This is a genomic window from Bordetella genomosp. 5 (assembly GCF_002261315.1).
Classification (GTDB): Bacteria; Pseudomonadota; Gammaproteobacteria; order Burkholderiales; family Burkholderiaceae_B; genus Bordetella.
Map to the genome: position 1 here is coordinate 83,465 of NZ_NEVP01000011.1, position 22,389 is coordinate 105,853.

Genomic DNA, 22,389 nt, shown 5'->3' on the forward strand with positions numbered 1-22,389 from the left:
CATGACGTTCAAACCGATATACGTGGTCGACGGCGCGCGCACGCCCTTTCTCAAGGCGCGCACCGGCCCCGGGCCTTTTTCGGCGGCGGACCTCGCGGTGCAATCCGGGCGTGCCCTGCTGCTGCGCCAGCGGTTCGCGCCCACCGACCTCGACGAAGTGATCGTGGGCTGCGCCTCGCCTTCGCCCGACGAAATCAATATCGGCCGCGTCATCGCACTGCGGCTGGGTTGCGGCGATCGCGTGCCCGGCTGGACCGTCATGCGCAACTGCGCATCGGGCATGCAGGCGCTCGACAGCGCCATCGCCAACATCCAGCTCGGCCGCAGCGACCTGGTCCTCGCGGGCGGCGTCGACGCGCTGTCGCGCGCCCCGCTGCTGCTCTCCGATGACATGACGCGCTGGCTGGCGCACTGGTACGCCGCGCGCAGCCCGCTCGCCAAGCTCAAGCAGCTGGGCAAGCTGCGTCTGCGCGACCTCGCGCCGGTCATCGGCCTTCTCAAGGGTCTGACCGATCCGGTGGTGGGGCTCTCGATGGGCCAGACCGCCGAAAACGTCGCCACGCGCTTTCACATCAGCCGCGCCCAGATGGACGGCTACGCCGTGCGCAGCCATCAGCGCGCACTGGCCGCGCGCGAGGCGGGCCGCCTGGGCGAGATCGTGCCGCTCGTCGATGGCCGCGGCACGCTCTATCCCGACGACGACGGCGTGCGTCCCGACTCGTCGGTGGAGCGTCTGGCCAAACTCAAACCGGTGTTCGACAAGCCCTGGGGCAACATCACCGCCGGCAACAGTTCGCAGGTCACCGACGGCGCCGCGATGTTGCTGCTCGCCTCCGAAGCCGCCGTGACGCGCTGGGGCCTGGAACCCATCGGCCGCATCACCGACAGCCAATGGGCCGGCCTGGATCCCGCGTTCATGGGCCTCGGGCCGGTGCACGCGGCCACGCCCATCCTGCAGCGCCACGGCCTGGGCCTGAACGACCTCGATCTCTGGGAGATCAACGAAGCCTTCGCGGCCCAGGTGCTGGGCTGCGTGGCCGCCTGGCAGGATCCCGACTACTGCCGCACCGAGCTCGGCACCGACGCCTGGGGCGCGCTCGATCTGGAGCGCCTGAACGTCGACGGGGGCGCCATCGCGCTCGGGCATCCGGTCGGCGCGTCCGGCGCGCGCATCGTGCTGCATTTGCTCGAGGCCCTGCGCGCGCGCAATCTGCGCCGCGGCCTGGCCGCCATCTGCATCGGCGGCGGCCAGGGTGGCGCCATGCTGGTCGAAACCCTGCCCGCTCGCTCCTCGGAGGCCGCATGAACACGCAAGCCCCCCTCTGGCAACACTGGCAGCTGCGGCGCGACGCCGACGGCCTCGCGTGGCTCACCATCGATCGTGCCGGCAGCAAGGTCAACGCGCTCTCGGCCGATGTGCTGCGCGAGTTCAATCAGGTCCTCGACGCGCTTCAGGCCGATCGTCCGCAGGGTCTCGTGATCCGTTCGGGCAAGTCCACCGGCTTCATCCTGGGCGCCGACATCGACGAATTCGGCGACGTGCGCTCGGCGGACGACGCCCAGGCGCTGGTCGAGCGCGGCTGGACCACCTTCAACCGGCTCGCACGCGCCCCCTACCCCACGCTGGCCCTGATCGAAGGCAATTGCCTGGGCGGCGGCCTCGAGCTCGCGCTGGCCTGCCGCTATCGGCTCGTCGCCGACACGCCCGACACGGCGCTGGCGCTGCCCGAAGTGATGCTGGGCATCTTTCCGGCGTGGGGCGGCATGCAGCGCCTGCCAGCCCTGATCGGTGCGCCCGCGGCGCTCGACATGATGCTCACCGGCCGCCGTATCGACGCCCGCCGCGCCGCCGCGCTCGGCCTGGCGGACGCGCGCGTGCCGGTGCGGCTGCTCGATGCCGCCGCGCGCCAGCAGGTGCTGTCGGGCCGCGCGCGCCGGCGCGCGCGCGGCATCGGCGGCCTGCTCAACTGGCGTCCGTTGCGCGGCCTGGTCGCCGCCCGCGCCCGCAAGCAGGTGCAGGCCAAAGACCCGCTCGGCCACTACCCGGCCCCGCTCGCCATCATCGACACCTGGGAAAAACACAACGGCGACCCGCTGCGCGCGCGCGAGCAGACGGCTCGCCTGGTGCAGTCCGACACGGCCCGCAATCTGGTGCGCGTGTTCCGCCTGCAAGAGCGCCTCAAAGGCGTGGCGCGCGGCGAACCGGCCGTGCCCATCCGCCACGTGCATGTGGTGGGTGCCGGCGTGATGGGCGGCGATATCGCCGCCTGGTGCGCCTACAAGGGCATGAGCGTCACGCTGCAGGATCGCGATACCGCCCTGATCGCGCCCGCCCTGGGCCGCGCCGCCACGCTGTACGCGCGCCGCCTCAAGGACAAGCGCGCCGCCCGCGCCGCGCTCGATCGCCTGACGCCCGACCCCGAGGGCCGCGGCGTGGCGCGCGCCGACCTCGTCATCGAGGCCATCAGCGAGCGCGAAGAGGTCAAGGAAGCGCTCTATCGCAGTCTCGAGCCGCGCCTCAAACCCGGCGCGCTGCTCGCCACCAACACGTCGAGCCTGTCGTTGGCGCGGCTGCGCAGCGTGCTGCAGCGGCCCGAGCGTCTGGTGGGCATCCACTTCTTCAACCCGGTGGCCAAAATGCCGCTCGTCGAGATCGTCACCTGCCCCGGCGACACGCCCGAGGCGGGCCAGCGCGCCGCGGCCTTCGTGGCCCAGCTCGGCAAGCTGCCGCTGCCGGTGCACGATGCGCCCGGGTTCCTGGTCAACGCGGTGCTGGCGCCTTACCTGCTGGAGGCCATGCGCTGCGTCGACGAAGGAATCGCCCCGGCCACGATCGATGCCGCGCTGACGGCGTTCGGCATGCCCATGGGCCCGCTCGAGCTCGCCGACACGGTGGGTCTGGATATCGTGCTGGACGCGGGCAAACAACTCACCCAGCAGGCCGAGCCGCCGCGCTGCCTGCGCGAGCGCACGGCCCGCGGCGATCTGGGCAAGAAAACCGGCGCCGGCTTCTATCGCTGGCAGAACGGCCGCGCTCAGAAGGGCCAGGCGGGCACCCCGCCCACCGGCCTGGCCGAGCGGCTCGTCACGCCGCTCATCGAGCGCACCGCGCGCCAGGTCGCCGACGGCGTCGTGGCGGACGCCGATCTGGCCGACGCGGGCGTGATCTTCGGCACCGGCTTCGCGCCGTTTACCGGCGGCCCGCTGCACTACCGCGACAACCAGGGCGGGCGAGTCCGTCCGCCCGGCCCCATCGAACCCACGCTTTCCCCGAATGCGACATTCACAGAGACCGGCCGCAGTGACCCCTGAAACAACGATTCCAGCCGGCGAGGCAGCACCTGCGTCACCCTGCAGCAACAAAGAGACAAAACACCACCGGAGACAAGCCATCATGAATCGACGTTCCCTCGCACTGAAGACACTGTGCGCGGCGCTCGGCACGCTGGGCGCCGCCCACGTGCACGCGGCCGGCTTTCAACTGCTCGAACAGAACGCCAGCGGCCTGGGCAATGCCTATGCCGGCTCCGCCGCCAATCCCGAGAACGCCAGCGTCATGTACTTCAATGCGGCCGGCATCACGGCGCTGCCGGGTCGCAACGCCACGGCAGGCGTCAACTTCATCTGGCCGTCGTTCAAGTTCCGGGACAACGGCAACAGCCGCAATCCCAGCGCGCCGGGCCTGCCCGGCACCGGGCTCAACGGCAGCGTGCCGACCGGTGGCAACGGCGGCGACGCCGGCAGCCTGGGCATCGTGCCCAACGCCTATTTCTCCTGGCAGGTCAACGAGCAGTGGTATCTGGGCATCGGCATGGGCGCGCCGTTCGGTCTCATGACCGAATACGACGATGGCTGGGTGGGCCAGTACCACTCCAACAAGTTCGACATCCGCACCGTCAACATCAACCCCACGGTGGCCTACAAGGTCAACGACCAATTCTCGATGGGCTTCGGTCTGAACTGGCAGCGCATCGATGCCGAGTACAAGAAGAAGACCGTCGCGGCCCTGCCCATTCCGGGCGTGTTCAGCACCGGTGACGCCAAGCTCAAGCTCGACGACGACGCCTGGGGCTGGAACGTCGGCTTCATGCTGCAGCCCACCGAGGCGACCCGTATCGGTCTGTCGTATCGCTCCAAGATCCGCTACAAGGCCAAGGGTACGACCGACGTCGACAACATCCGGATCCCGGGCGGCACGACCGCCGTGTCCTATGACGCCACCGCGAACGTCGATCTGCCCGACACCCTGATCCTGAGCGGCGCGCATCAGCTGAACGACAAGTGGGAACTGCTGGGCGACATCTCCTGGACCGGCTGGAGCAGCATCCAGGAGCTCAAGATCAAGAACGACGGCGGCCCGACCGACACGCTGCCGCTGGGATTCCGCGACACCTGGCGCGTCGCGGTCGGGGCCAACTACAAGTTCGCTCCGCAATGGAAATGGAAGATGGGCGTGGCGTTCGACCAGTCGCCGGTGCACCGCACGAGCGATCGGCCGACCTCGCTGCCCGACACCGACCGCTGGTGGTTCGCCACGGGCGTGCAGTGGGCCCCCACGGCGAACACCACCGTCGATCTGTCGTACGCCTATCTTTATCTGCGCGACGTCGATATCGACACCACGTCCGGCAGCGCGGCCACCAAAGGCCGCGTCGCGGGCACGTATAGTGGTAAAGGCAACATCGTCGGCCTGCAGGTGTCGACGCGCTTCTGACGCCGCGTTGCAAGCGGCATCCGTCCGGGGCCCCGCGGGACCCGGACGCCTACACAGGAGGTATTCGTGAGCAAGTTCACCGTCAAGCACGCCGCCGTCCTGGGCGCCGGCGTCATGGGCGCGCAGATCGCCGCCCACCTGGCCAACGCCGGCGTCCCGGTGACGCTGTACGACCTGACGGCGCCCGAGGGCGACCGCAACGGGATCGTCAAGAAGGCCCTGGCCGGCCTGAAAAAACTCGAACCCGCTCCGCTTGCGCAGGCGAGCCGCCTCGGCCTGATCCGCCCCGCCAACTACGACGACGACCTTCCGGCCCTGGCGCAATGCGACCTCGTCATCGAGGCGATCGCCGAACGGCTCGACTGGAAGACCGCGCTCTACGAACGCATCGCGCCGCACCTGGCGCCGCACGCCGTCGTCGCCTCGAATACCTCCGGCCTGTCGATCGAAACGCTCGCGGGCGCGCTGCCCGAGGCGCTGCGGCCGCGCTACCTCGGCGTCCACTTCTTCAATCCGCCGCGCTACATGCGCCTGGTGGAAGTGATCCCCACCCGCCACACCGACGTGCGCGTAGCCGACCAGCTCGAAGCCTGGCTCACCTCGCGCCTGGGCAAGGGCGTGATCCGCGCGCTCGACACGCCCAACTTCGTCGCCAACCGCATCGGCGTGTTCTCGATCCTGGCCGCGCTGCATCACACCGAGCGGCTCGGCCTGCCTTTCGACGACGTGGACGCCCTCACCGGACCGCGCATCGGCCGGCCCAAGAGCGCCACCTACCGCACCGCCGACGTGGTGGGCCTCGACACGCTCGCGCACGTGATCGGCACCATGCGCGAGCATCTGCCCGACGACCCCTGGCACCGCTGGTTCCAGACGCCTGCGTGGTTGCAGGCGCTGATCGACGCCCGCGCGCTCGGCCAGAAGAGCGGCGTGGGTGTCTACAAAAAAGTGGGCAAGGAGATCCAGGTGCTGGATCCCGCCACCGGCGAATACCGGCCGCAGGCGGGCAAGCTTTCCGACGAGACGGCCGCGATCCTCAAGGAGCGCGATCCGGCCAAGCGTTTCGCCGCGCTCGCCGCGAGCCAGGATCCCCAGGCGCAGTTTCTCTGGAGCCTGTTTCGCGACACCTTCCATTACGCGGCCGTGCAGCTGGCCAGCGTGGCCGACAACGCGCGCGACCTCGATCTGGCGATGCGCTGGGGCTTCGGCTGGAGCCAGGGCCCGTTCGAGACCTGGCAGGCCGCGGGCTGGCAGCAGGTGGCTCGTGCCATCGCCACCGACATCGCCGCGGGCCGCGCCATGAGCGACGTGGCCCTGCCCGACTGGGCGCTGGACCCCGCCCGCACCGGCGTGCATACCGAGGCCGGCTCGTGGTCGGCGCGCGAACAGAGCTACAAGCCGCGCCCGGCGCTGCCCGTGTATCAGCGCCAGCTCTATCCCGACCGCGTGCATGGCGAAGCCCGTGACGAACCCGGCCAGACGGTCTGGGAGGCGGACGGCGTGCGGCTCTGGAACCTGCCCGCGCAAGACCCCGGCATCGCCATTCTTTCGCTCACCTCCAAGAATCACACCATCGGCGGCGAAGTGCTGGCCGGCATCCAGGAAGCCGTGGCGCGCGCCGAGCGCGACTTCGACGGCCTGGTGTTCTGGCACAGCGCACCGTTCGCCGTGGGCGCCAATCTCGAGCAGGTCTATCAGGCCTGCCAGGCCGGCGAGTTCGACATGCTCGAGCGCATGGTCGAGACCTTCCAGCGCACCTCGCTCGCGCTGCACTACGCCACCATTCCCACCGTCGCCGCCGTGCAGGGCATGGCCCTGGGCGGTGGCTGCGAATTCCTGATGCACACGCATCGCCGCGTGCTGGCGCTCGAGAGCTACATCGGTCTGGTCGAGGCCGGCGTCGGCCTGATCCCGGCCGGCGCGGGCAGCAAGCAGCTCGCCGCGCGGGCCGCCACGCTGGCGGCGGCCACCGCCACGCCCAACGAAGTGTTTCCCTATCTGCAGCCGGTGTTCCAGAACATCGCCACCGCGCAGGTCGCCAAGAGCGCGCTGCAGGCCGTCGACATGGGCTATGCCCAGGCCCACGACACCGTGGTGTTCCATCCCGACGAACTGTTGTGGGTGGCGCTGCGCGAAGCGCGTGCCGCCGCCGACGCGGGCCACACGCCTCCGCCGCCGCTGCGCGATGTGCCGGTCGCCGGGCGTACCGGCATCGCCAACTTCGAGATGGTGCTGCTCAACATGCGTGAGGGCGGCATGATCAGCGACCACGATTACCGCGTGGCCCGCAGCGCCGCCGTCGCGCTGTGCGGCGGCGAGGTCGAAGCGGGCACCCGTGTCGACGAAGAATGGCTGCTGGCCGTGGAACGGCGCGAGTTCGTGGCGTTGCTGCGCACGCCCGAAACCCAGGCCCGCATCCGCCACACCCTCGACACCGGCAAGCCGCTGCGCAACTGAGAAGGAGCCGAACATGAGCAAGACCATGCAAGACGCCTACATCGTCGCCGCCACCCGCCTGCCGGTCGGCAAGCGCAATGGCATGTACGCCACCGTGCGCCCCGACGACATGCTGGCCGCCGTGCTGCGCGGCGCGCTCGCGCAGGCGCCCGGGCTCGACGCCAACCGCATCGAAGACGTGGTGGCGGGCTGCGCCATGCCCGAAGCCGAGCAGGGCATGAACGTGGCCCGTATCGGCCTGCTGCTGGCCGGCCTGCCCCAGTCGGTGGCCGGCGTCACGGTCAACCGCTTCTGCGCCTCGGGCCTGCAGGCCGTGGCGGACGCCGCTGCCCGCATCCGCCAGGGCGATGCCGACATCATGATCGGCGCCGGCACGGAATCCATGAGCGCGATGCCGCAGATCATGGGCAATAAAGTCGCCATGAATCCCGAGATTTTCACGCACGAGGATTCGCTCGGCATGGCCTACGGCATGGGCCTGACCGGCGAGAAGGTCGCCGAGCGCTGGAAGGTCTCGCGCGAAGACCAGGACGCCTTCGCGCTGGCCTCGCACCAGAAAGCCTGCCAGGCCATCGCCTCGCGCCATTTCGAAGCCGAGACCACGCCCTATCTGATCCGCACGCACGTGCCCGATGGCCACACCGGCGCCATCAAGGTCGTCGAACGGCTGGCCGAGGTCGACGAAGGCCCCCGGCCGGACAGCTCGGCCGAGGCGCTGGCCCGGCTGCGCCCGGTGTTCGCCGCGCGCGGCAGCGTCACGGCGGGCAACAGCTCGCAGATGTCCGATGGCGCCGGCGCCGTGGTGCTGGTGTCCGAACGCATTCTGCGCGAGTTCGACCTGAAGCCGCTCGGCCGCTTCGTGTCGTATTCGGTCGCGGGCGTGCCGCCCGAGATCATGGGCATCGGCCCGGCCTACGCGATCCCCAAGGCGCTCGAGCGCGCCGGCATCACCCAGGACCAGCTCGACTGGATCGAGCTCAACGAAGCGTTCGCCGCGCAATCGCTGGCCGTGATGCGCGAACTCGGGCTCGACCCCGACAAGGTGAACCCGCTGGGCGGCGCCATCGCGCTGGGCCACCCGCTGGGCGCCACCGGCGCCATCCGCACGGCGACGCTGCTGCACGGCCTGCGGCGCACGGGCAAGCGCTATGGCATGGTCACGATGTGCATCGGCACCGGCATGGGCGCCGCCGGGGTGTTCGAGGCACTCTGACATCGTGAAGCTGCAATGGCTCGAACGGCTGCCGCCCGCCTGGCGCGCCCCGCTGCTGCGCATCGGGTTCAATCTGCATCCGGCGTTTCGCGCCACGGGCGGACGCGTCGAGTGGGTGGCCTCGGACTTCCGCTCGCTGCGCATCCGGCTCAGGCTCACGCGCCGCACGCGCAACATCGTGGGCTCGCTCTACGGCGGCTCGCTCTTTGCCATCACCGACGGCGCGCACCCCACGATGCTGATGCTGGCGCTGGGCCGCGACGTGATCGTGTGGGACAAGTCGGCTTCGATCCGCTACCGCCGGCCGGCCTACGACACGATCTACGCCGACTTCGCCCTGCCTGAAGAAGAGCTGGCCCAGGTGCGCTCGGCGCTCGCGCGCGACCACGAAACCACGCGCAGTTATACCGTCGAACTCAAAGACGCCGAGGGGCTGGTGTACGCGGTCGTCGAGCGCACCGTGTACATCGCCGACAAGGCCTTCTATCAACGCAAGACCTCGGGCGCCGTGCCCGCGCCCTCACCCGCGAGCACCGACAGCTCGCCGCCCTGAGCGGCGGGGGCGCGCGGTTGCCGCGCCAACGCGATGGCGATACCCTTTGGCGGGCGCGGCATCCACGACAGGATCATGCGCCTCACCGCCCGCAGGTTCACACGGAACGGAGCATGGAAAAACTCTGGCTGCAAAGCTACCCACCCGGCGTCCCCGCCGAGATCGACACCTCGGCCTACCCGTCGCTGGTGGCGCTGCTCGAAGACAGCTGCCAGCGCTACGCCGACAAGACGGCCTTCATCAGCATGGGCGCGACGCTCAGTTATGCCGAGCTCGACCGGCGCTCGCGCGCGTTCGCAGGCTGGCTGCAGTCGCGTGGCCTGCGCCGCGGCGACCGCGTCGCGCTGATGATGCCCAACCTGCTGCAGTATCCGATCGCGCTGTTCGGCGTACTGCGCGCGGGCTGCGTCGTCGTGAACTGCAATCCGCTGTACACCCCGCGCGAACTCGAACACCAACTTGCCGACGCGGAAGTCAGCGCGATCGTCATCGCCGAAAATTTCGCCCACACCCTCGCCGAAGTACAGGACAGGCTACGGGTGCCGCACGTGGTCACGACCACGGTCGGCGACGAGCTCGGTGCGTTCAAGGGCCGGCTGGTCGACTTCGTGGTGCGGCGCGTGAAGCGGCTGGTGCCACCCTGGCAGCTGCCGGGGTCGGTGCGGTGGCGCGACATCGCGCGGCATCAAGGCGCAACGCCGGTGCCCCTCGGCCATGACGACCTGGCGTTTCTTCAGTACACCGGCGGCACCACCGGCGTGGCGAAGGCCGCCATGCTGAGCCACGGCAATATGGTGGCCAATCTGTGCCAGGCCCACGCCTGGGTGAGCCCGTACGTCACCGAAGGAGAAGAGTGCATCGTCACGGCCCTGCCGCTGTATCACATCTTCGCCCTCACGGCGAACTGCCTGACCTTCATGCGCCTGGGCGCCAGCAACCTGCTGATCCTCAATCCGCGCGACATCCGCGGCTTCATCCGCGAGCTGCAAAAGACGCCCTTCACCTGCTTCACCGGCGTCAACACGCTCTTCAACGCGCTGCTGAACAACCCGCATTTCGAGCAACTGGATTTTTCGAAGCTGCGCATCACGCTGGGGGGCGGCATGGCGGTGCAACGCGTGGTGGCCGAGCGCTGGCTCGCCATCACCGGCACGCCGCTCGCGCAGGCCTACGGCCTGACCGAGGCCTCGCCCGCGGTCTCGCTCAATCCGCTGCGCGACGAAGACTTCCATGGTTCGGTCGGGCTGCCGGTGCCGTCGATGGACCTGTCGGTGCGCGACAAAGAAGGCAACGAGCTCGAACAGGGCAAGGTGGGCGAGATCTGCCTGCGCGGACCGCAAATCATGAGCGGCTACTGGCGCCAGCCCGAAGAGACCGCGCAGGCCTTCTTTCCGGACGGCTATCTGCGCACCGGCGACATCGGCTACGTGGACCACCGCGGTTTTCTGTATCTCGTGGACCGCAAGAAAGACCTGATCCTGGTCTCGGGCTTCAATGTCTATCCCACCGAGATCGAAGACGTGGCCGCGGCCTGCCCTGGCGTGCGCGAGGTGGCCGCGGTCGGCTGGCCCGACGAACGCTCCGGCGAGGCCGTGAAGCTGTTCGTGATCCGCAACGATCCGCAGCTCGACGCCCAGACGCTCATCGCGCACTGCCGCAAGTACCTGACCGGCTACAAGGTGCCGCGCAGCGTGGAGTTTCGCGACGATCTGCCACGTACCAACGTGGGCAAGATCCTGCGCCGCGAGCTGCGCCCGGCGCCGACCGACCCGACCGCGTCGGGGGCGGCCGACGCCAGCGCGCCGGGGGCGACCAACGCCAGCGCGTCGGGGCCGACCGGCGCCAGCGCGCCGTGACCGTTAAAAAAAAAACGCACAAAAGACAAAAGGCCTGCAAGCGATGCTTGCAGGCCTCTCGAATATGGCGCGCCCGGCAGGATTCGAACCCACGACCCCTTGGTTCGTAGCCAAGTACTCTATCCAACTGAGCTACGGGCGCTGTAAAGAGGCGAAAGTATAGCGGGTTTTTTGGAATTATCCAAGCGCGCCGAAAACCGCCCCTCGCGCGCGCCTCAGGCCAGCGTGGGGTAGTCGGTGTACCCGCGCTCGCCGCCGCCATAGAACGTGCTCTTGTCGGCCTCGTTCAGGCCGGCTTTCTGGCGCAGACGTTCGACCAGATCCGGATTGGCGATGTAGGCCTTGCCGAAGGCCACCAGGTCGGCGTCGCCGCTCGCCACGGCCTCCTCGGCAAGCTTGCCGTCGTAGCCGTTGTTGACCATCCAGGCGCCCTTGCCGCCCGCATCGCGGTAGGCCTGCTTGAAGGCGGCGTAGTCGAACGGCCGCTCGCCCTGCTTGTAATCGCGCGGGCCGCCGGTGGCGCCCTCGATCACGTGCACATAGGCCAGACCATAGCCGCCCAGCTTGCCGGCCACGTAGTCGAACAGCGGCTGGGGCTGATCGTCGCTCGCGTCGTTGGCGGGCGTCACGGGCGAGAGCCGGATGCCGACACGGCCCGCGCCGATCTCGTCGGTCAGCGCGTCCATCACCTCGAACAGCAGGCGCGCGCGATTCTCGATGCTGCCGCCATACGCATCGGTGCGCTTGTTGCTGCCGCTGCGCAGGAACTGGTCGATCAGATAGCCATTGGCCGCGTGCAGCTCCACGCCGTCGAAACCGGCCTCGATCGCGGCGCGGGCCGCGCGGCGGTAATCGGCCACGATGCCGGGCAGCTCGTCGAGCTCGAGCGCGCGCGGCACCGAGGTGGCGACGAAACTCCCCTTGCCCTCGGCATCGATCAGGAAGGTCTTGCTATTGGCCTGCACGGCCGACGGCGCGACCGGAGCCTGATTGCCGGGCTGCAGCGAATTGTGCGAAATCCGGCCCACGTGCCACATCTGCACCACGATCTTGCCGCCCTTGGCATGCACCGCGTCGGTCACGCGGCGCCAGCCCTCGAGCTGCTCCGGCGCGTACAGGCCCGGCACATCGGCATATCCCTGCCCCTGATGCGTGATGGCGGTGGCTTCGGTGATCAGCAGCCCGGCGCTCGCGCGCTGCGCGTAATAGGTCGCCGTGATGGGCAGCGGCACCGCGTTGGGCGAACGATTACGCGTGAGCGGCGCCATGACGATGCGGTTGGCCAGCTTGAGATCACCCGCGGTCACGGGATCGAACAGAGTGGACATGGAGTACCTCGCAAAAGAGTGAATGTGGCGATAGCTCCCGGGCGCATCAGAGATGGGCGTCCAGGTCCTGAAGAAACGCCCTGATGACAGCCTCGTCGCGCTGGTAGAAGACCCACTGCCCTACCTTGCGGGTCCGCACCAGCCCGGCGCGCTGCAACACGGCCAGATGCGCCGACACGGTGGACTGCGACAGCCCGCAGCGCTCGAACATGCCGGCGCACACGCCTTCGGACAGCGGGTGCTCCTGCCCGGCGAAATGCCGCTCCGGCTCCTTGAGCCAGCTCAGAATGTCGACGCGCAGCGGATGCGCAAGCGCTTTGAGAATGAGATCGCGGTCCATGAGGAGATCAACGTGCCATCGGGGCCCTGCCGCCGGGGTATATGCATATATCGCGATATAACGATTTACCCTTCCCGACTATAGACATCCGTGTCGGGATTGTCCAGCCGGGGCGCCGCCCCGGATTTCGCCGCAATAGACTGGGTAGATCGGACCGCTGCTCGTGGCAGAGCCCCGGCAAACCTTAGATCATTGTAGTAACGTACCTACAAATATGAGTATTGGAGCCCATCATGACCGTCACGACACTATCCAGCCGGGAGCTGAATCAAGACGTCACCAAGGCCAAAAAAGCCGCCAAGGAAGGCCCCGTCTTCATCACGGATCGCGGCAAGCCAGCCCACGTGTTACTGACCATCGAGGACTACCGGCGGTTGACTGCCGGTCAGCAGACCATCGCCGATTTGTTGGCGATGCCGGGCGCCGAGGATTGCGGACTGGAGATCCCACGGTCGCGCGATCTCGCTCGACCGGCGGACCTGTCGTGATGTTTATTCTCGACACGAACGTCGTTTCGGAGCTGCGCAAGGTGCGCAGCGGCAAGGCGGACAAACGGGTAGCGCACTGGTCCGTCAGCGTGAGCGCAGCCGACCTCTTCATTTCCGTGGTCACGTTGCAGGAACTGGAAATCGGCGTCCTGCTGGCCGAACGCAAAGACCCGGTACAGGGTGCACTGCTGCGCACGTGGCTCAACCAACATGTCCTGCCGGCCTTCGCGCACCGCATTTTGCCTGTCGATGCGGCCGTCGCGCAGCGATGCGCGAAGCTTCATGTGCCCGATACGCAACCCTTGTCGGACAGTCTCATCGCCGCCACTGCGCTCGTGCACGGCATGACCGTCGTGACGCGAAACGCGGGCGATTTCGTGGCGTCGGGCGTCAGCATCCTCAATCCGTGGACCTGGGACGCATAGTCGGGGCCAATCGCCGACGCCCGACACCCGAGCCCTGACACCCGAACCCCGACCTCAATGACAAAAGGCCTGCAAGCAATGCTTGCAGGCCTTTCGAATATGGCGCGCCCGGCAGGATTCGAACCCACGACCCCTTGGTTCGTAGCCAAGTACTCTATCCAACTGAGCTACGGGCGCTGTAAAGAGGCGAAATTATACCGCGAATTCGGGCTTTGTCCAGTCATGATTACAAACGACGCAAACCCGTCACCGCGCGCGGCCCCGCGCAAAGACAAAAGGCCTGCGAGCGATGCTCACAGGCCTTTCGGAATTTTGGCGCGCCCGGCAGGATTCGAACCCACGACCCCTTGGTTCGTAGCCAAGTACTCTATCCAACTGAGCTACGGGCGCTGCAAAGGCGTGTTTATAACATGCCCTGGTCTGGCGCACAAATCGAGGGCGGCGGTCACCCTGCCGACCGTGCCTGACAGACGCGTCCCACCCCTGCGCTTGTGCCTGACGGCCACCTGAATTACCTTGGTGAGGACAGAGACACGGCGACGAACGCCTGCCGCGCTGCGGTACGATCGCCCCCTTCCCGCTTTTCCGACCTGGCTTTGCCCGTGCCCCCCGTTTCCCGCTTTGCTCCCACGCTTCGTCCCCTTGCCCGTTTCCTGCGTCATGCCTGGCTGCTCGCCCCCGCGCTCGCGGTTGCGCAGACGCAGCCCCCCGCCGATGCCACCCTTCCCGTCGTCACGGTCAGCGGCACCCGGCTCGACACCCGCCTGATCGATACGCCCGCGTCGGTGGACATCGTCGACGGCGTGCAGCTGCGCGCCGATGCCATGCAGATCAATCTGTCGGAAAACCTCGGCGGTGTGCCCGGCCTGCAATTGCAGAACCGGCAGAACTACGCCCAGGATCTGCAGATCTCGGTGCGCGGCTTCGGTGCGCGCTCGACCTTCGGCGTGCGCGGCGTGCGCCTGTATGTCGATGGCATTCCCGCCACGATGCCCGATGGACAGGGCCAGACCTCGAACATCGACATCGGTACGGCCAGCCGCGTCGAGGTGCTGCGCGGGCCGTTCTCGGCGCTGTATGGCAACTCGTCGGGCGGGGTGATCCAGGTCTACACCGAAGACGGCGCGCGTCCGCCCAGCCTGACCGCGAGCGTGGCGGCCGGCAGCGACAACACCTGGCGCTACAGCACGCAGGCCAGCGGCGCCACGGGCACCGGCGTGGGCGACATCGATTATGTGGTCGGCCTGTCGCGCTTCACCACGGATGGGTATCGCGATCACAGCGGCGCGCGCAAGAACCTGGCCAATGCCAAGATCGGACTGCGCCCCGATGCCGACAGCCGCCTCACGTTCGTGCTCAACAGCGTGGACCTCACCGCCAACGACCCGCTCGGGCTGACCCGCGCGCAGTTCGAAAGCGACCCGCGCCAGGCCCCGCTGGCCGAGCAATACAACACGCGCAAGACGGTGCAACAGACCCAGGGCGGCCTGCTGTACGAGCGGGCGGTCAATGCCGACAACGATCTGCGCGTGATGGTCTATTACGGCCAGCGCGAGACGACGCAGTTCCAGTCCATCCCGCCCGCCGCCCAGCTCAATCCGGGCCAGGCCGGCGGGGTGATCGATCTGCAGCGTGACTACGGCGGCGCCGACCTGCGCTGGACCTCGCGTCTGCGCGTGGCCGGTCAGCCCTTCACGCTGGTGGGCGGCCTGGCCTACGACACGCTGCGCGAGACGCGTCGCGGCTACCAGAACTACACCGGATCGATTGCCGCGCCCACGCTGGGCGTGAAGGGCGCGCTGCGCCGCGACGAGCGCAACGAAACCTACAACATCGACCCGTACCTGCAGGCCTCGTGGCAGTTCGCCGAGCGCTGGACGCTGGACGCCGGTGTGCGCGTGAGCAGCGTGCGCTTTCGCTCCGACGACCGCTACATCGCGCCGGGCAACGGCGACGACAGCGGCTCGGCGCGCTATCGCAAGGCGCTGCCGGTGGCGGCGCTGCGCCACGCCATCACGCCGGACACCAGCGTGTACGTGTCGTACGGGCGCGGTTTCGAAACCCCCACGACCAACGAGCTTTCGTATCGCCCCGACCTGCAACCCGGCCTGAACCTGGGCCTCGCGCCCAGCGTGTCCGACAACCTCGAAGCCGGCGTGAAGACCCGACTGGGCCAGGGCCTGCTGACCGCGGCCGTGTTCCACAGCACGACCGACGACGAGATCGTCTCGGCCGGCAGCCAGAACGGCCGCACCAGTTATCGCAACGCCGGCCGCACGCGCCGCGACGGCGTCGAGCTCGCCTGGAGCGGTCCGATCGTGTCGAACTGGCGCGCCGACTTCGCCTACACCTATCTCGATGCGCAGTACCGCGACGACGTCGCGGGCAGCGGCATCGCGGCGGGACACCAGATCCCGGGCGTGGCGAAACAGGCTGCCTACGCCGCGTTGCGCTGGGCGCCCTCGCAGGGCTGGCACGCGGGCGTGGAAGGCCGTTACCTGAGCAAGATCTACGTGAACGACGCCAATAACGACGCCGCGCCTTCGTACTTCGTGGCGGCGATGTCGGCCGGCTATCTGTGGCACGTGGGCCCCTGGACGCTCGATGCCTTCGCGCGCGTCGACAATCTGTTCGACCGCCGCTATGCCGGTTCGGTCATCGTGAACGAAGGCAACGCCCGCTACTTCGAGCCGGCGCCGGGACGCACCTGGGGCGCCGGCCTGACGGCCTCGTACCGGTTCTGATCGCCGCGGATTTGGCGCACCAGGCCGGGCGCCGCGCACCGCTAGCCGCGCGCCGCTAGCCGCGCGCCGCTAGCCGCGCGCCGCTCGCCGCGCGCCGCTCGCCTCAGTTGGCGAAGCGCAGGCGGGCGAAGCTTGCGAGGCTCGCCACGCCGGCGCATGCCACGCCCAGCCACAGCGCGGAGACCGTGCCCTGCTGGCCCGACATGTGAAAGCACGCGGCGACCAGCGCGGCACCCGACGACTGGCCGAGCAAACGCACGGTGCCCACCATGCCGCTCGCGCCGCCAGCGCGGCCCGGCGGCGCCGCGCTCATGATGGCGCGCAGATTGGGCGATTGAAAAAAGCCGAAGCCCGCGCCGCAGACGGCCATGCGCCAGGCGATGTCCCACACCGACGGATCGGCGGGCATCAGCGCCAAGGCCAGCATGCCCAGCGCCATGACCGCGAGCCCGACACCGCCGAGCAGACCCGCCGGATGCCGATCCGACATGCGGCCGGCCAGCGGCGCGACCAGCGCCACCACCACGGCCCACGGCGTGATCAGGAAGCCGGTCTCGACCTGCGTGTAGCCCAGGACCTGCTGAAACAAAAACGGCAGCGACACAAAAGCCAGTGCCTGCGTGGCGAACGAACAGATCGCCGTGGCGGCCGACAGCGCGAAGACCGGACGGCGCAGCAGATCGACCGCGAGGATCGGCGCGGGATGACCGGCCTGCCGCCACAACAGCAGCGCCAGGCACAGCGCGGCGCCCGCGAGTTCGGCCGTCACGCGCAACGGCGGCGCATGATGCGCCAGCTCCGAGAGGCCCAGCACCAGCAAGGCCAGAAAGCCCGCGCACAGCACGGCCGCGCGGGCATCGAAGCGGTGACCCGAACGTTCGGTCGCGGGCAGGCCTCGCAAGCCCAGCACCACCGCGATCAGACCCAATGGCACGTTCACGAGAAACAGCCAGTGCCACGAGCCGTACAACAGGATGACCGAGGCCACGGTCGGACCCGCCGCGAAGGCCAGCCCCACGACCAGCGCATTGGTGCCGAGCGCGCGCCCCAGCGAATGCGACGGGTAGATGAAGCGCACCAGCGCGCCGTTCACGCCCATGATGCCGGCCGCGCCCAGCCCCTGCATCGTGCGGGCCAGCACCAGCTCCGGCAGCGTGGTCGAGAGGCCGCAGGCCAGCGACGAGGCGCTGAACAGCAACAGCCCGCCCATATACATCTTGCGATGCCCGTAGACGTCGCCCATCGCGGCGGCGGGCAGCAGCGCCGCGACCATCGCCAGCTGGAACGCGCTGATGACCCAGATCGACGAGGAATCGGCGGCGCCGAGGTCGCGCGCGATCGTGGGCAGCGCGGTGTTGGCGATGGCGGTATCGAGGCTGGCCATCGCCACGGCGATCATCACGGCCAGCATGGCGCCCAGGCGATGCTCTGCGGGCAGGCCGTCGCCGGCCGGGTACAACTCGTTGCGGGAGAAGGACAGCATGATCGGACGCGCACGGGCACCCGCGCGGCGTGGTCGGAAGGGAGGCGAAGCGCTGACTATACTCCCGCCCCCGCGCCGCCTGCTCAGGTGTCGGCGTCGGGCGCCGAGCGCAGGCGCGCGCGCAACTCCAGGCTCGAGCGCCCTTCTTCGGCCAGGAACTCCACCAGGGTGGGCAGGGCCGCGCTGACGGGCCGATGGTCCTGCTGGCGCATCACGTAGCCCCACGATCCCGCCATGCGGGCCTGCGGCACCAGCGGCACGAGACGCCCGCTCGCGAGCTCTTCGTCGATGAGCGGCGAGCGGCCCAGCGCGATGCCCACGCCCGCCACGGCCGCGGCCACGAGCGTGCTCATGCCGCTCAGCACCACGGGCTCATGGGCCTGATGGTCGGGCAGATCGAAGCGTGCGCACCAGGTGCGCCAATCGGTTTCGGGGCTATCGATGTGGCGCTCGGCCAGCCAGCGATGTTCGAGCAGCACCGCCGGGTCGGCGCGGCGCGACGGCGGCACCAGCTCGGGGCTGCAGACCGGCACCACCGTTTCGCCCAGGAAGGGCAGATCGCCCGGCGCCGGCCCGCGCGGGCCGCTGTCGCGCACATGCAGGAAGGCCAGGTCGATGTCCTGCGTCTGCCAGGCCGGATCGAGATTGGCGTGCAGGAACACCTGCACATCGATGCCCGGATGCAGCGCGATGAAGCGGCCGATGCGCGGCGCCAGCCAGAGCGCGGCGAGCGAGGGGTTGACCGAAAGATTGAGCGTCTGGCGGCCGCGCCCGGCAGCGGCCGCGCGGGTGTTGCGGCAGGCGGTGGCCAGCAGCGTGAGCGCCTGCCGGACCGAGGCCAGCAGATCCGCGCCGGCTTCGGTCACCTGGGCCCGCCTGACGGTGCCGCCTCGGTGCAGCAGGATTACACCCAGGTCGGCCTCCAGCCCGCGCAACTGGTGGCTGACGGCGCTTTTCGTGACGTGCAGTTCGGCCGCCGCGCTGCTCAGGCTTCCCAGGCGCGCAACGGCCTCGAAGGCACGCAGGGCGGCCAGCGGCGGCATGTGCTGCGCGGCGGAAACGGGCGGGGTTTTGGGCATGGGTTGAGTCTATCTCAACCCACGATTGAAAAACTATCGATTTTCAGGCGGCGCCGGCTCAAGCAAGATGCGCGCATGGAAAGGAGTTGCCATGTACTTTGATTACCGTCTCTGGCTCATGACCGCCGGACTGCGTGCCCGCATGGCGGGCGGCGTGCTGCTCGGCCTGGCCGCGCTGCTGGCCGGCATCGCGCGCTACGTCTTCCTCGGCCAGTTGCTGGCCCGCGTCTTCGCCCAGCAGCCCTGGCAGAGCTGGGTCACGCCCGCCCTCTGCGCGGCGCTCATGGTGGTGCTGCGCGCCGGCCTCGATCATCTGCGCACCCGCGCCGCCAACCGTTGCGCCACCGCCATCCAGCAGACCCTGCGCGGCGGCCTCTACGACCGCATCGTCGCGCTCGGACCGGCCTGGTTCGCCAATCAGCGCACCGGCGGCATCATGCTGAGCGTGGTCGACGGCGTCGAGCAGTTGCAGACCTTCTTCGGCCGTTATCTGCCGCAGGTCGCGATTTCGCTCATCGCACCGATCGCCATCTTCGCCGTGATCGCCTTCTGGGACGTGCCCACGGCGGCGGTGCTGCTCGGCGCCGCTTTGTTCGCCCTGTTCGGGCCCTCGGCGGTCCATGCGCTCGACCGCCGCGCCAGCCGCGCGCGCGCCGCCGCGCTGAACGATTTCGGTGAAGAGTTCCTCGACGCCGTGCAGGGCCTGCCCACCCTCAAGGCCTTCGGCCAGGGCAAGAGCTTCGGCCGGCGTCTGGCCGAGCGGGCACGCCGCCTGTCGGACCATACCTTCTGGGTGCTGTCGGTCAGCGTACTGACGCGTGGCATCAGCGATCTGGGCGTGGCGCTGGGCGCCGCGCTCGCCATCACCCTCGGCGCAATGCGCGTGGCGCAGGGCGACATGAGCCTCGAAGCCCTGCTCATCGTGCTGATGGCCGGCACCGAGATCTTCCGGCCCTTGCGCGATCTGCGCGCCGTGCTGCATCAGGGCATGCTCGGCCAGTCGGCCGCCGCCAGTATCCATGCCCTCAACGACGCCCGCCGCGAAGACGCCCGCCCCGCGGCCGCCACGGGCCTGGCGCCCGAGCAGCTCGCGCCCACGATTACCTTCGACAACGTGACGTTCGCGTATCAGCCCGAACGCCCGGCGCACCGCGGCCTGAGCTTCGAGATCGCGGCCGGCGAGCGCGTCGGCGTGGTGGGCCCCAGCGGCGCCGGCAAGTCCACCATCGTGCGGCTGTTGCTGGGCGAAGTCACGCCACAGGCCGGCAGCGTGCGCGTCGGCGGGCACGACGTGCGCGACCTGGCCCACGATGCCCTGCTGTCGCGCATCGCGCTGGTCAGCCAGGACATCACGCTGTTCCACGGCACCATTGCCGACAACATCCGGCTCGGCCGGCCCGATGCCACGCAGGCGCAGGTCCGCGCGGCGGCGCGTTCGGCCAACATCGATGATTTCATCATGGCCCTGCCCGAGGGCTACGACACGCGGCTGGGCGAGCGCGGCCTGCAGCTCTCCGGCGGCCAGCGCCAGCGCGTCGCCATTGCGCGGGCGCTGCTGCGCGACGCACCCATCCTGATCCTCGACGAGGCCCTGTCGTCGGTCGACTCCGAAAACGAAGCCCTCATCCAGCAGGCGCTCGATCGCCTGATGGCCGGCCGCAGCACCCTGATCCTGGCGCATCGCCTGGCCAGCGTGATCGGGGCCGACCGCACGCTGGTGCTGGACCAGGGCCGCGTGGTCGAGTCGGGCACGCACGCCGCGCTCATGCAGGCGCGCGGCCTCTATCACCGGCTGATGCGCGAGCAGGCCGAGCGGCCGCCCGCGGGGCAGCCCGCCGCCGAGGGTGCGGCCGCGCCAGCGGCGTTCGCCGGCGCCGCCACGGCGGCCCACGACACGACACCCGACGCCGGCGCGCCCACTGGCGCCACGCCGCGCGCGCTCGACGACGACGCCGCGCACGTGGGCTGGCGCGGCGTGCTGGGCACGCTGTTGTCGGTGGTGCGGCCATGGCGCGGCACGCTGGTCGCCACGATCGTGCTCGGCGTGGCCCGCGTGGCGGCCTTCATCGGCGTGGGCGCGCTGAGCGCGCTGGTGGTGGCGGCACTGCGCAACGGCGAGCCCACCGGGCTGCTGATCGGCGCCCTGCTCGTGGTGGCTCCGCTGGCGGCCCTGTTTCACTGGCTCGAGTCGTGGCTGGCACACGCCATGGCCTACAAGCTGCTGGCGGACATGCGCGTCAATCTCTACGACAAGCTCGAACAGCTCGCGCCGGCCTACCTGCTCGAGCGACGCTCGGGCGACCTGGTCGCGCTGGCCACGCAGGATGTGGAGATGATCGAATACTTCTACGCGCACACCATCGCGCCGGCCATCGTGTCGGTGCTGGTGCCCGCCACCGTGCTCGGTTTCCTGGCCGTGTACAGCTGGCCGGTGGCGCTCGCGCTGCTGCCCTTCCTGGGCTACGCGATGCTGTCGCCGGTGCGCGGACGGCGGCGCGTCGACGCGCTGGGCGAACAGGCTCGCGCCGCGTTGGGCGAGATGAGCGCCCACCTGACCGACACCATCCAGGGACTGGCCGACCTGACCGCGTTCCAGGCCACGGACCGCCGCCGCGCGCAGTTCCTTGCGCTGGCCGAGCGCTACGGCCAGCGCCGCCAGGCGATTCTCGACGACCTGTCCGCGCAGAACGCCTGGTTCGAAGTGGCGATGGGCCTGGGCGGTCTGGCGGTCGCGGTGACGGGCGCGCTGCTGGCAGGCGCCGGCGCGCTGGATCCGGCCATGGTGCCGCTGCTCGTGCTCGTGGCGCTGGCCACGTTCCTGCCGGTCTCGGAGATCTCGCAGGTCAGCCGCCAGCTGGCCGACACGGTGGCCGCCAGCCGCCGGCTGCACGTGGTGTCGCACGAGCCGGTGCCCGTCACCGACGGTCCGCGCCAGCTTCCGCGCGCCAAGGGCGGCCTGCCCATCGCGTTCGAACAGGTGGGCTTCCGCTATCCGCGTGCCGCGCGCGATACCCTCACCGGCCTGAGCTTCGCGATCGCGCCGGGCACCACGGTGGCGCTGGTGGGCGCCTCCGGCGCGGGCAAGAGCACAATCGCCAGCCTGCTGCTGCGCTTCTGGGACGTGAACCAGGGTGCGATCCGGATCGGGGGCGCCGACGTGCGCGAGCTGCAGCTCGACAATCTGCGCGACCACGTGGCGCTGGTCACCCAGGACACCTATCTGTTCAATGACACGCTCGCCGCCAACATCCGCCTGGCCCGCCCCGACGCGAGCGATGCCGACGTGCAGACCGCGCTGCACCGCGCGGCGCTGTCGGAGTTCGTGGCGGCCCTGCCGCAAGGGCTCGCCACGCCGGTGGGCGAGCGCGGCATGCAGCTGTCCGGGGGCCAGCGCCAGCGCATCTCCATCGCGCGCGCCTTCCTGAAGAACGCGCCGATCCTGATCCTGGACGAGGCCACCTCGCATCTCGACACCCTGAGCGAGGTGCAGGTGCGCGGCGCGCTCGACGCGCTGATGCGCGAACGTACCACGCTCGTGATTGCGCATCGCCTGTCCACCATCCGCGAGGCCGATCAGATCCTCGTGCTCGACCAGGGCCGACTGGCCGAACAGGGCACGCACGCCGACCTGCTCGCGCGGGGCGGGCACTACGCCCGGCTGATCCGCCACCAGGCCCTGGGCAGCGTGGCGGCCTGACGCCGCGGCGAC

The 22,389-nt window shown here is 69.4% G+C and carries 15 protein-coding genes and 3 tRNA genes; 11 read left to right on the forward strand and 7 right to left on the reverse strand.

Annotation, left to right across the window (positions count from 1 at the left end):
- Nucleotide 1: 1 nt before the first annotated feature.
- The 7 genes from CAL25_RS17465 (at nucleotide 2) to CAL25_RS17495 (ending at nucleotide 10,793) form a co-directional block, all read left to right on the forward strand.
- A complete protein-coding gene (locus CAL25_RS17465; RefSeq protein WP_094802314.1) occupies nucleotides 2–1,306 on the forward strand; it encodes an acetyl-CoA C-acetyltransferase in 1,305 nt (434 codons plus the stop codon).
- Nucleotides 1,303–3,312, forward strand: a complete 2,010-nt coding sequence (locus CAL25_RS17470) for a 3-hydroxyacyl-CoA dehydrogenase NAD-binding domain-containing protein (RefSeq protein WP_094802315.1) — start codon at nucleotides 1,303–1,305, stop codon at nucleotides 3,310–3,312. Before CAL25_RS17465 ends, CAL25_RS17470 begins: the two co-directional genes overlap by 4 nt.
- An 82-nt stretch (nucleotides 3,313–3,394) precedes the next feature.
- Nucleotides 3,395–4,714, forward strand: a complete 1,320-nt coding sequence (locus tag CAL25_RS17475; protein WP_094802316.1) for an OmpP1/FadL family transporter — start codon at nucleotides 3,395–3,397, stop codon at nucleotides 4,712–4,714.
- A 66-nt stretch (nucleotides 4,715–4,780) separates the two neighbouring features.
- Nucleotides 4,781–7,171: a 3-hydroxyacyl-CoA dehydrogenase/enoyl-CoA hydratase family protein gene (locus CAL25_RS17480; protein WP_094802317.1), complete on the forward strand. Its 2,391-nt coding sequence runs from the start codon at nucleotides 4,781–4,783 to the stop codon at nucleotides 7,169–7,171.
- Nucleotides 7,172–7,184: 13 nt separating this feature from the next.
- On the forward strand, nucleotides 7,185–8,384 hold the full coding sequence (locus CAL25_RS17485; RefSeq protein ID WP_094802318.1) for an acetyl-CoA C-acyltransferase: 1,200 nt from the start codon (nucleotides 7,185–7,187) through the stop codon (nucleotides 8,382–8,384).
- Between the two features lie 4 nt (nucleotides 8,385–8,388).
- Nucleotides 8,389–8,937, forward strand: a complete 549-nt coding sequence (locus CAL25_RS17490) for a PaaI family thioesterase (RefSeq protein ID WP_094802319.1) — start codon at nucleotides 8,389–8,391, stop codon at nucleotides 8,935–8,937.
- Nucleotides 8,938–9,050: 113 nt separating this feature from the next.
- A complete protein-coding gene (locus CAL25_RS17495) occupies nucleotides 9,051–10,793 on the forward strand; it encodes an AMP-binding protein (RefSeq protein ID WP_094802320.1) in 1,743 nt (580 codons plus the stop codon).
- A 65-nt stretch (nucleotides 10,794–10,858) separates the two neighbouring features.
- Here the strand turns inward: CAL25_RS17495 and CAL25_RS17500 are convergent.
- The 3 genes from CAL25_RS17500 to CAL25_RS17510 form a co-directional block, all read right to left on the reverse strand.
- Nucleotides 10,859–10,935 (reverse strand) — tRNA-Arg (locus tag CAL25_RS17500).
- Nucleotides 10,936–11,008: 73 nt separating this feature from the next.
- Entirely contained in the window at nucleotides 11,009–12,121 is a 1,113-nt protein-coding gene (locus CAL25_RS17505; RefSeq protein ID WP_094802321.1) for an alkene reductase, read from the reverse strand.
- Nucleotides 12,122–12,167: 46 nt separating this feature from the next.
- Nucleotides 12,168–12,461, reverse strand: coding sequence for an ArsR/SmtB family transcription factor (locus CAL25_RS17510; RefSeq protein ID WP_094802322.1), 294 nt, complete (start codon nucleotides 12,459–12,461; stop codon nucleotides 12,168–12,170).
- 233 nt (nucleotides 12,462–12,694) lie between these two features.
- Between CAL25_RS17510 and CAL25_RS17515 the strand changes: the two genes are divergently transcribed.
- Together CAL25_RS17515 and CAL25_RS17520 are read left to right on the forward strand one after the other, a co-directional pair.
- On the forward strand, nucleotides 12,695–12,949 hold the full coding sequence (locus CAL25_RS17515; RefSeq protein ID WP_094802323.1) for a type II toxin-antitoxin system Phd/YefM family antitoxin: 255 nt from the start codon (nucleotides 12,695–12,697) through the stop codon (nucleotides 12,947–12,949).
- Nucleotides 12,946–13,374, forward strand: a complete 429-nt coding sequence (locus tag CAL25_RS17520) for a type II toxin-antitoxin system VapC family toxin (protein WP_212590918.1) — start codon at nucleotides 12,946–12,948, stop codon at nucleotides 13,372–13,374. Before CAL25_RS17515 ends, CAL25_RS17520 begins: the two co-directional genes overlap by 4 nt.
- Nucleotides 13,375–13,474: 100 nt before the next feature.
- On the opposite strand, the gene CAL25_RS17525 is transcribed toward CAL25_RS17520, so the two are convergent.
- Nucleotides 13,475–13,551 (reverse strand) — tRNA-Arg (locus CAL25_RS17525).
- A gap of 136 nt (nucleotides 13,552–13,687) precedes the next feature.
- Nucleotides 13,688–13,764: transfer RNA gene (locus CAL25_RS17530), tRNA-Arg, on the reverse strand.
- Between the two features lie 263 nt (nucleotides 13,765–14,027).
- Here CAL25_RS17530 and CAL25_RS17535 point away from each other — a divergent pair.
- A complete protein-coding gene (locus CAL25_RS17535) occupies nucleotides 14,028–16,118 on the forward strand; it encodes a TonB-dependent receptor family protein (protein WP_094803235.1) in 2,091 nt (696 codons plus the stop codon).
- A 103-nt stretch (nucleotides 16,119–16,221) separates the two neighbouring features.
- Here CAL25_RS17535 and CAL25_RS17540 read toward each other — a convergent pair whose 3' ends face one another.
- Nucleotides 16,222–17,601 carry an MFS transporter gene (locus CAL25_RS17540; RefSeq protein WP_094802326.1) on the reverse strand — a complete coding sequence of 460 codons (1,380 nt, stop codon included), beginning with the start codon at nucleotides 17,599–17,601 and terminating at the stop codon, nucleotides 16,222–16,224.
- A gap of 83 nt (nucleotides 17,602–17,684) precedes the next feature.
- Entirely contained in the window at nucleotides 17,685–18,680 is a 996-nt protein-coding gene (locus tag CAL25_RS17545) for a LysR substrate-binding domain-containing protein (protein WP_094802328.1), read from the reverse strand.
- A 91-nt stretch (nucleotides 18,681–18,771) separates the two neighbouring features.
- Between CAL25_RS17545 and CAL25_RS17550 the strand changes: the two genes are divergently transcribed.
- Nucleotides 18,772–22,377, forward strand: coding sequence for an ABC transporter ATP-binding protein/permease (locus CAL25_RS17550; RefSeq protein ID WP_094802330.1), 3,606 nt, complete (start codon nucleotides 18,772–18,774; stop codon nucleotides 22,375–22,377).
- Nucleotides 22,378–22,389 lie beyond the last annotated feature (12 nt).

Excerpts from the sequence above, each read along its gene's own strand:
- CAL25_RS17465 (WP_094802314.1), top strand. The coding sequence starts at position 2 with ATGACGTTCAAACCGATATACGTGGTCGACGGCGCGCGCACGCCCTTT.
- CAL25_RS17470 (WP_094802315.1), top strand. The coding sequence starts at position 1,303 with ATGAACACGCAAGCCCCCCTCTGGCAACACTGGCAGCTGCGGCGCGAC.
- CAL25_RS17475 (WP_094802316.1), top strand. The coding sequence starts at position 3,395 with ATGAATCGACGTTCCCTCGCACTGAAGACACTGTGCGCGGCGCTCGGC.
- CAL25_RS17485 (WP_094802318.1), top strand. The coding sequence starts at position 7,185 with ATGAGCAAGACCATGCAAGACGCCTACATCGTCGCCGCCACCCGCCTG.
- CAL25_RS17495 (WP_094802320.1), top strand. The coding sequence starts at position 9,051 with ATGGAAAAACTCTGGCTGCAAAGCTACCCACCCGGCGTCCCCGCCGAG.
- CAL25_RS17505 (WP_094802321.1), bottom strand. The coding sequence starts at position 12,121 with ATGTCCACTCTGTTCGATCCCGTGACCGCGGGTGATCTCAAGCTGGCC.
- CAL25_RS17510 (WP_094802322.1), bottom strand. The coding sequence starts at position 12,461 with ATGGACCGCGATCTCATTCTCAAAGCGCTTGCGCATCCGCTGCGCGTC.
- CAL25_RS17515 (WP_094802323.1), top strand. The coding sequence starts at position 12,695 with ATGACCGTCACGACACTATCCAGCCGGGAGCTGAATCAAGACGTCACC.
- CAL25_RS17540 (WP_094802326.1), bottom strand. The coding sequence starts at position 17,601 with ATGCTGTCCTTCTCCCGCAACGAGTTGTACCCGGCCGGCGACGGCCTG.
- CAL25_RS17545 (WP_094802328.1), bottom strand. The coding sequence starts at position 18,680 with ATGCCCAAAACCCCGCCCGTTTCCGCCGCGCAGCACATGCCGCCGCTG.
- CAL25_RS17550 (WP_094802330.1), top strand. The coding sequence starts at position 18,772 with ATGTACTTTGATTACCGTCTCTGGCTCATGACCGCCGGACTGCGTGCC.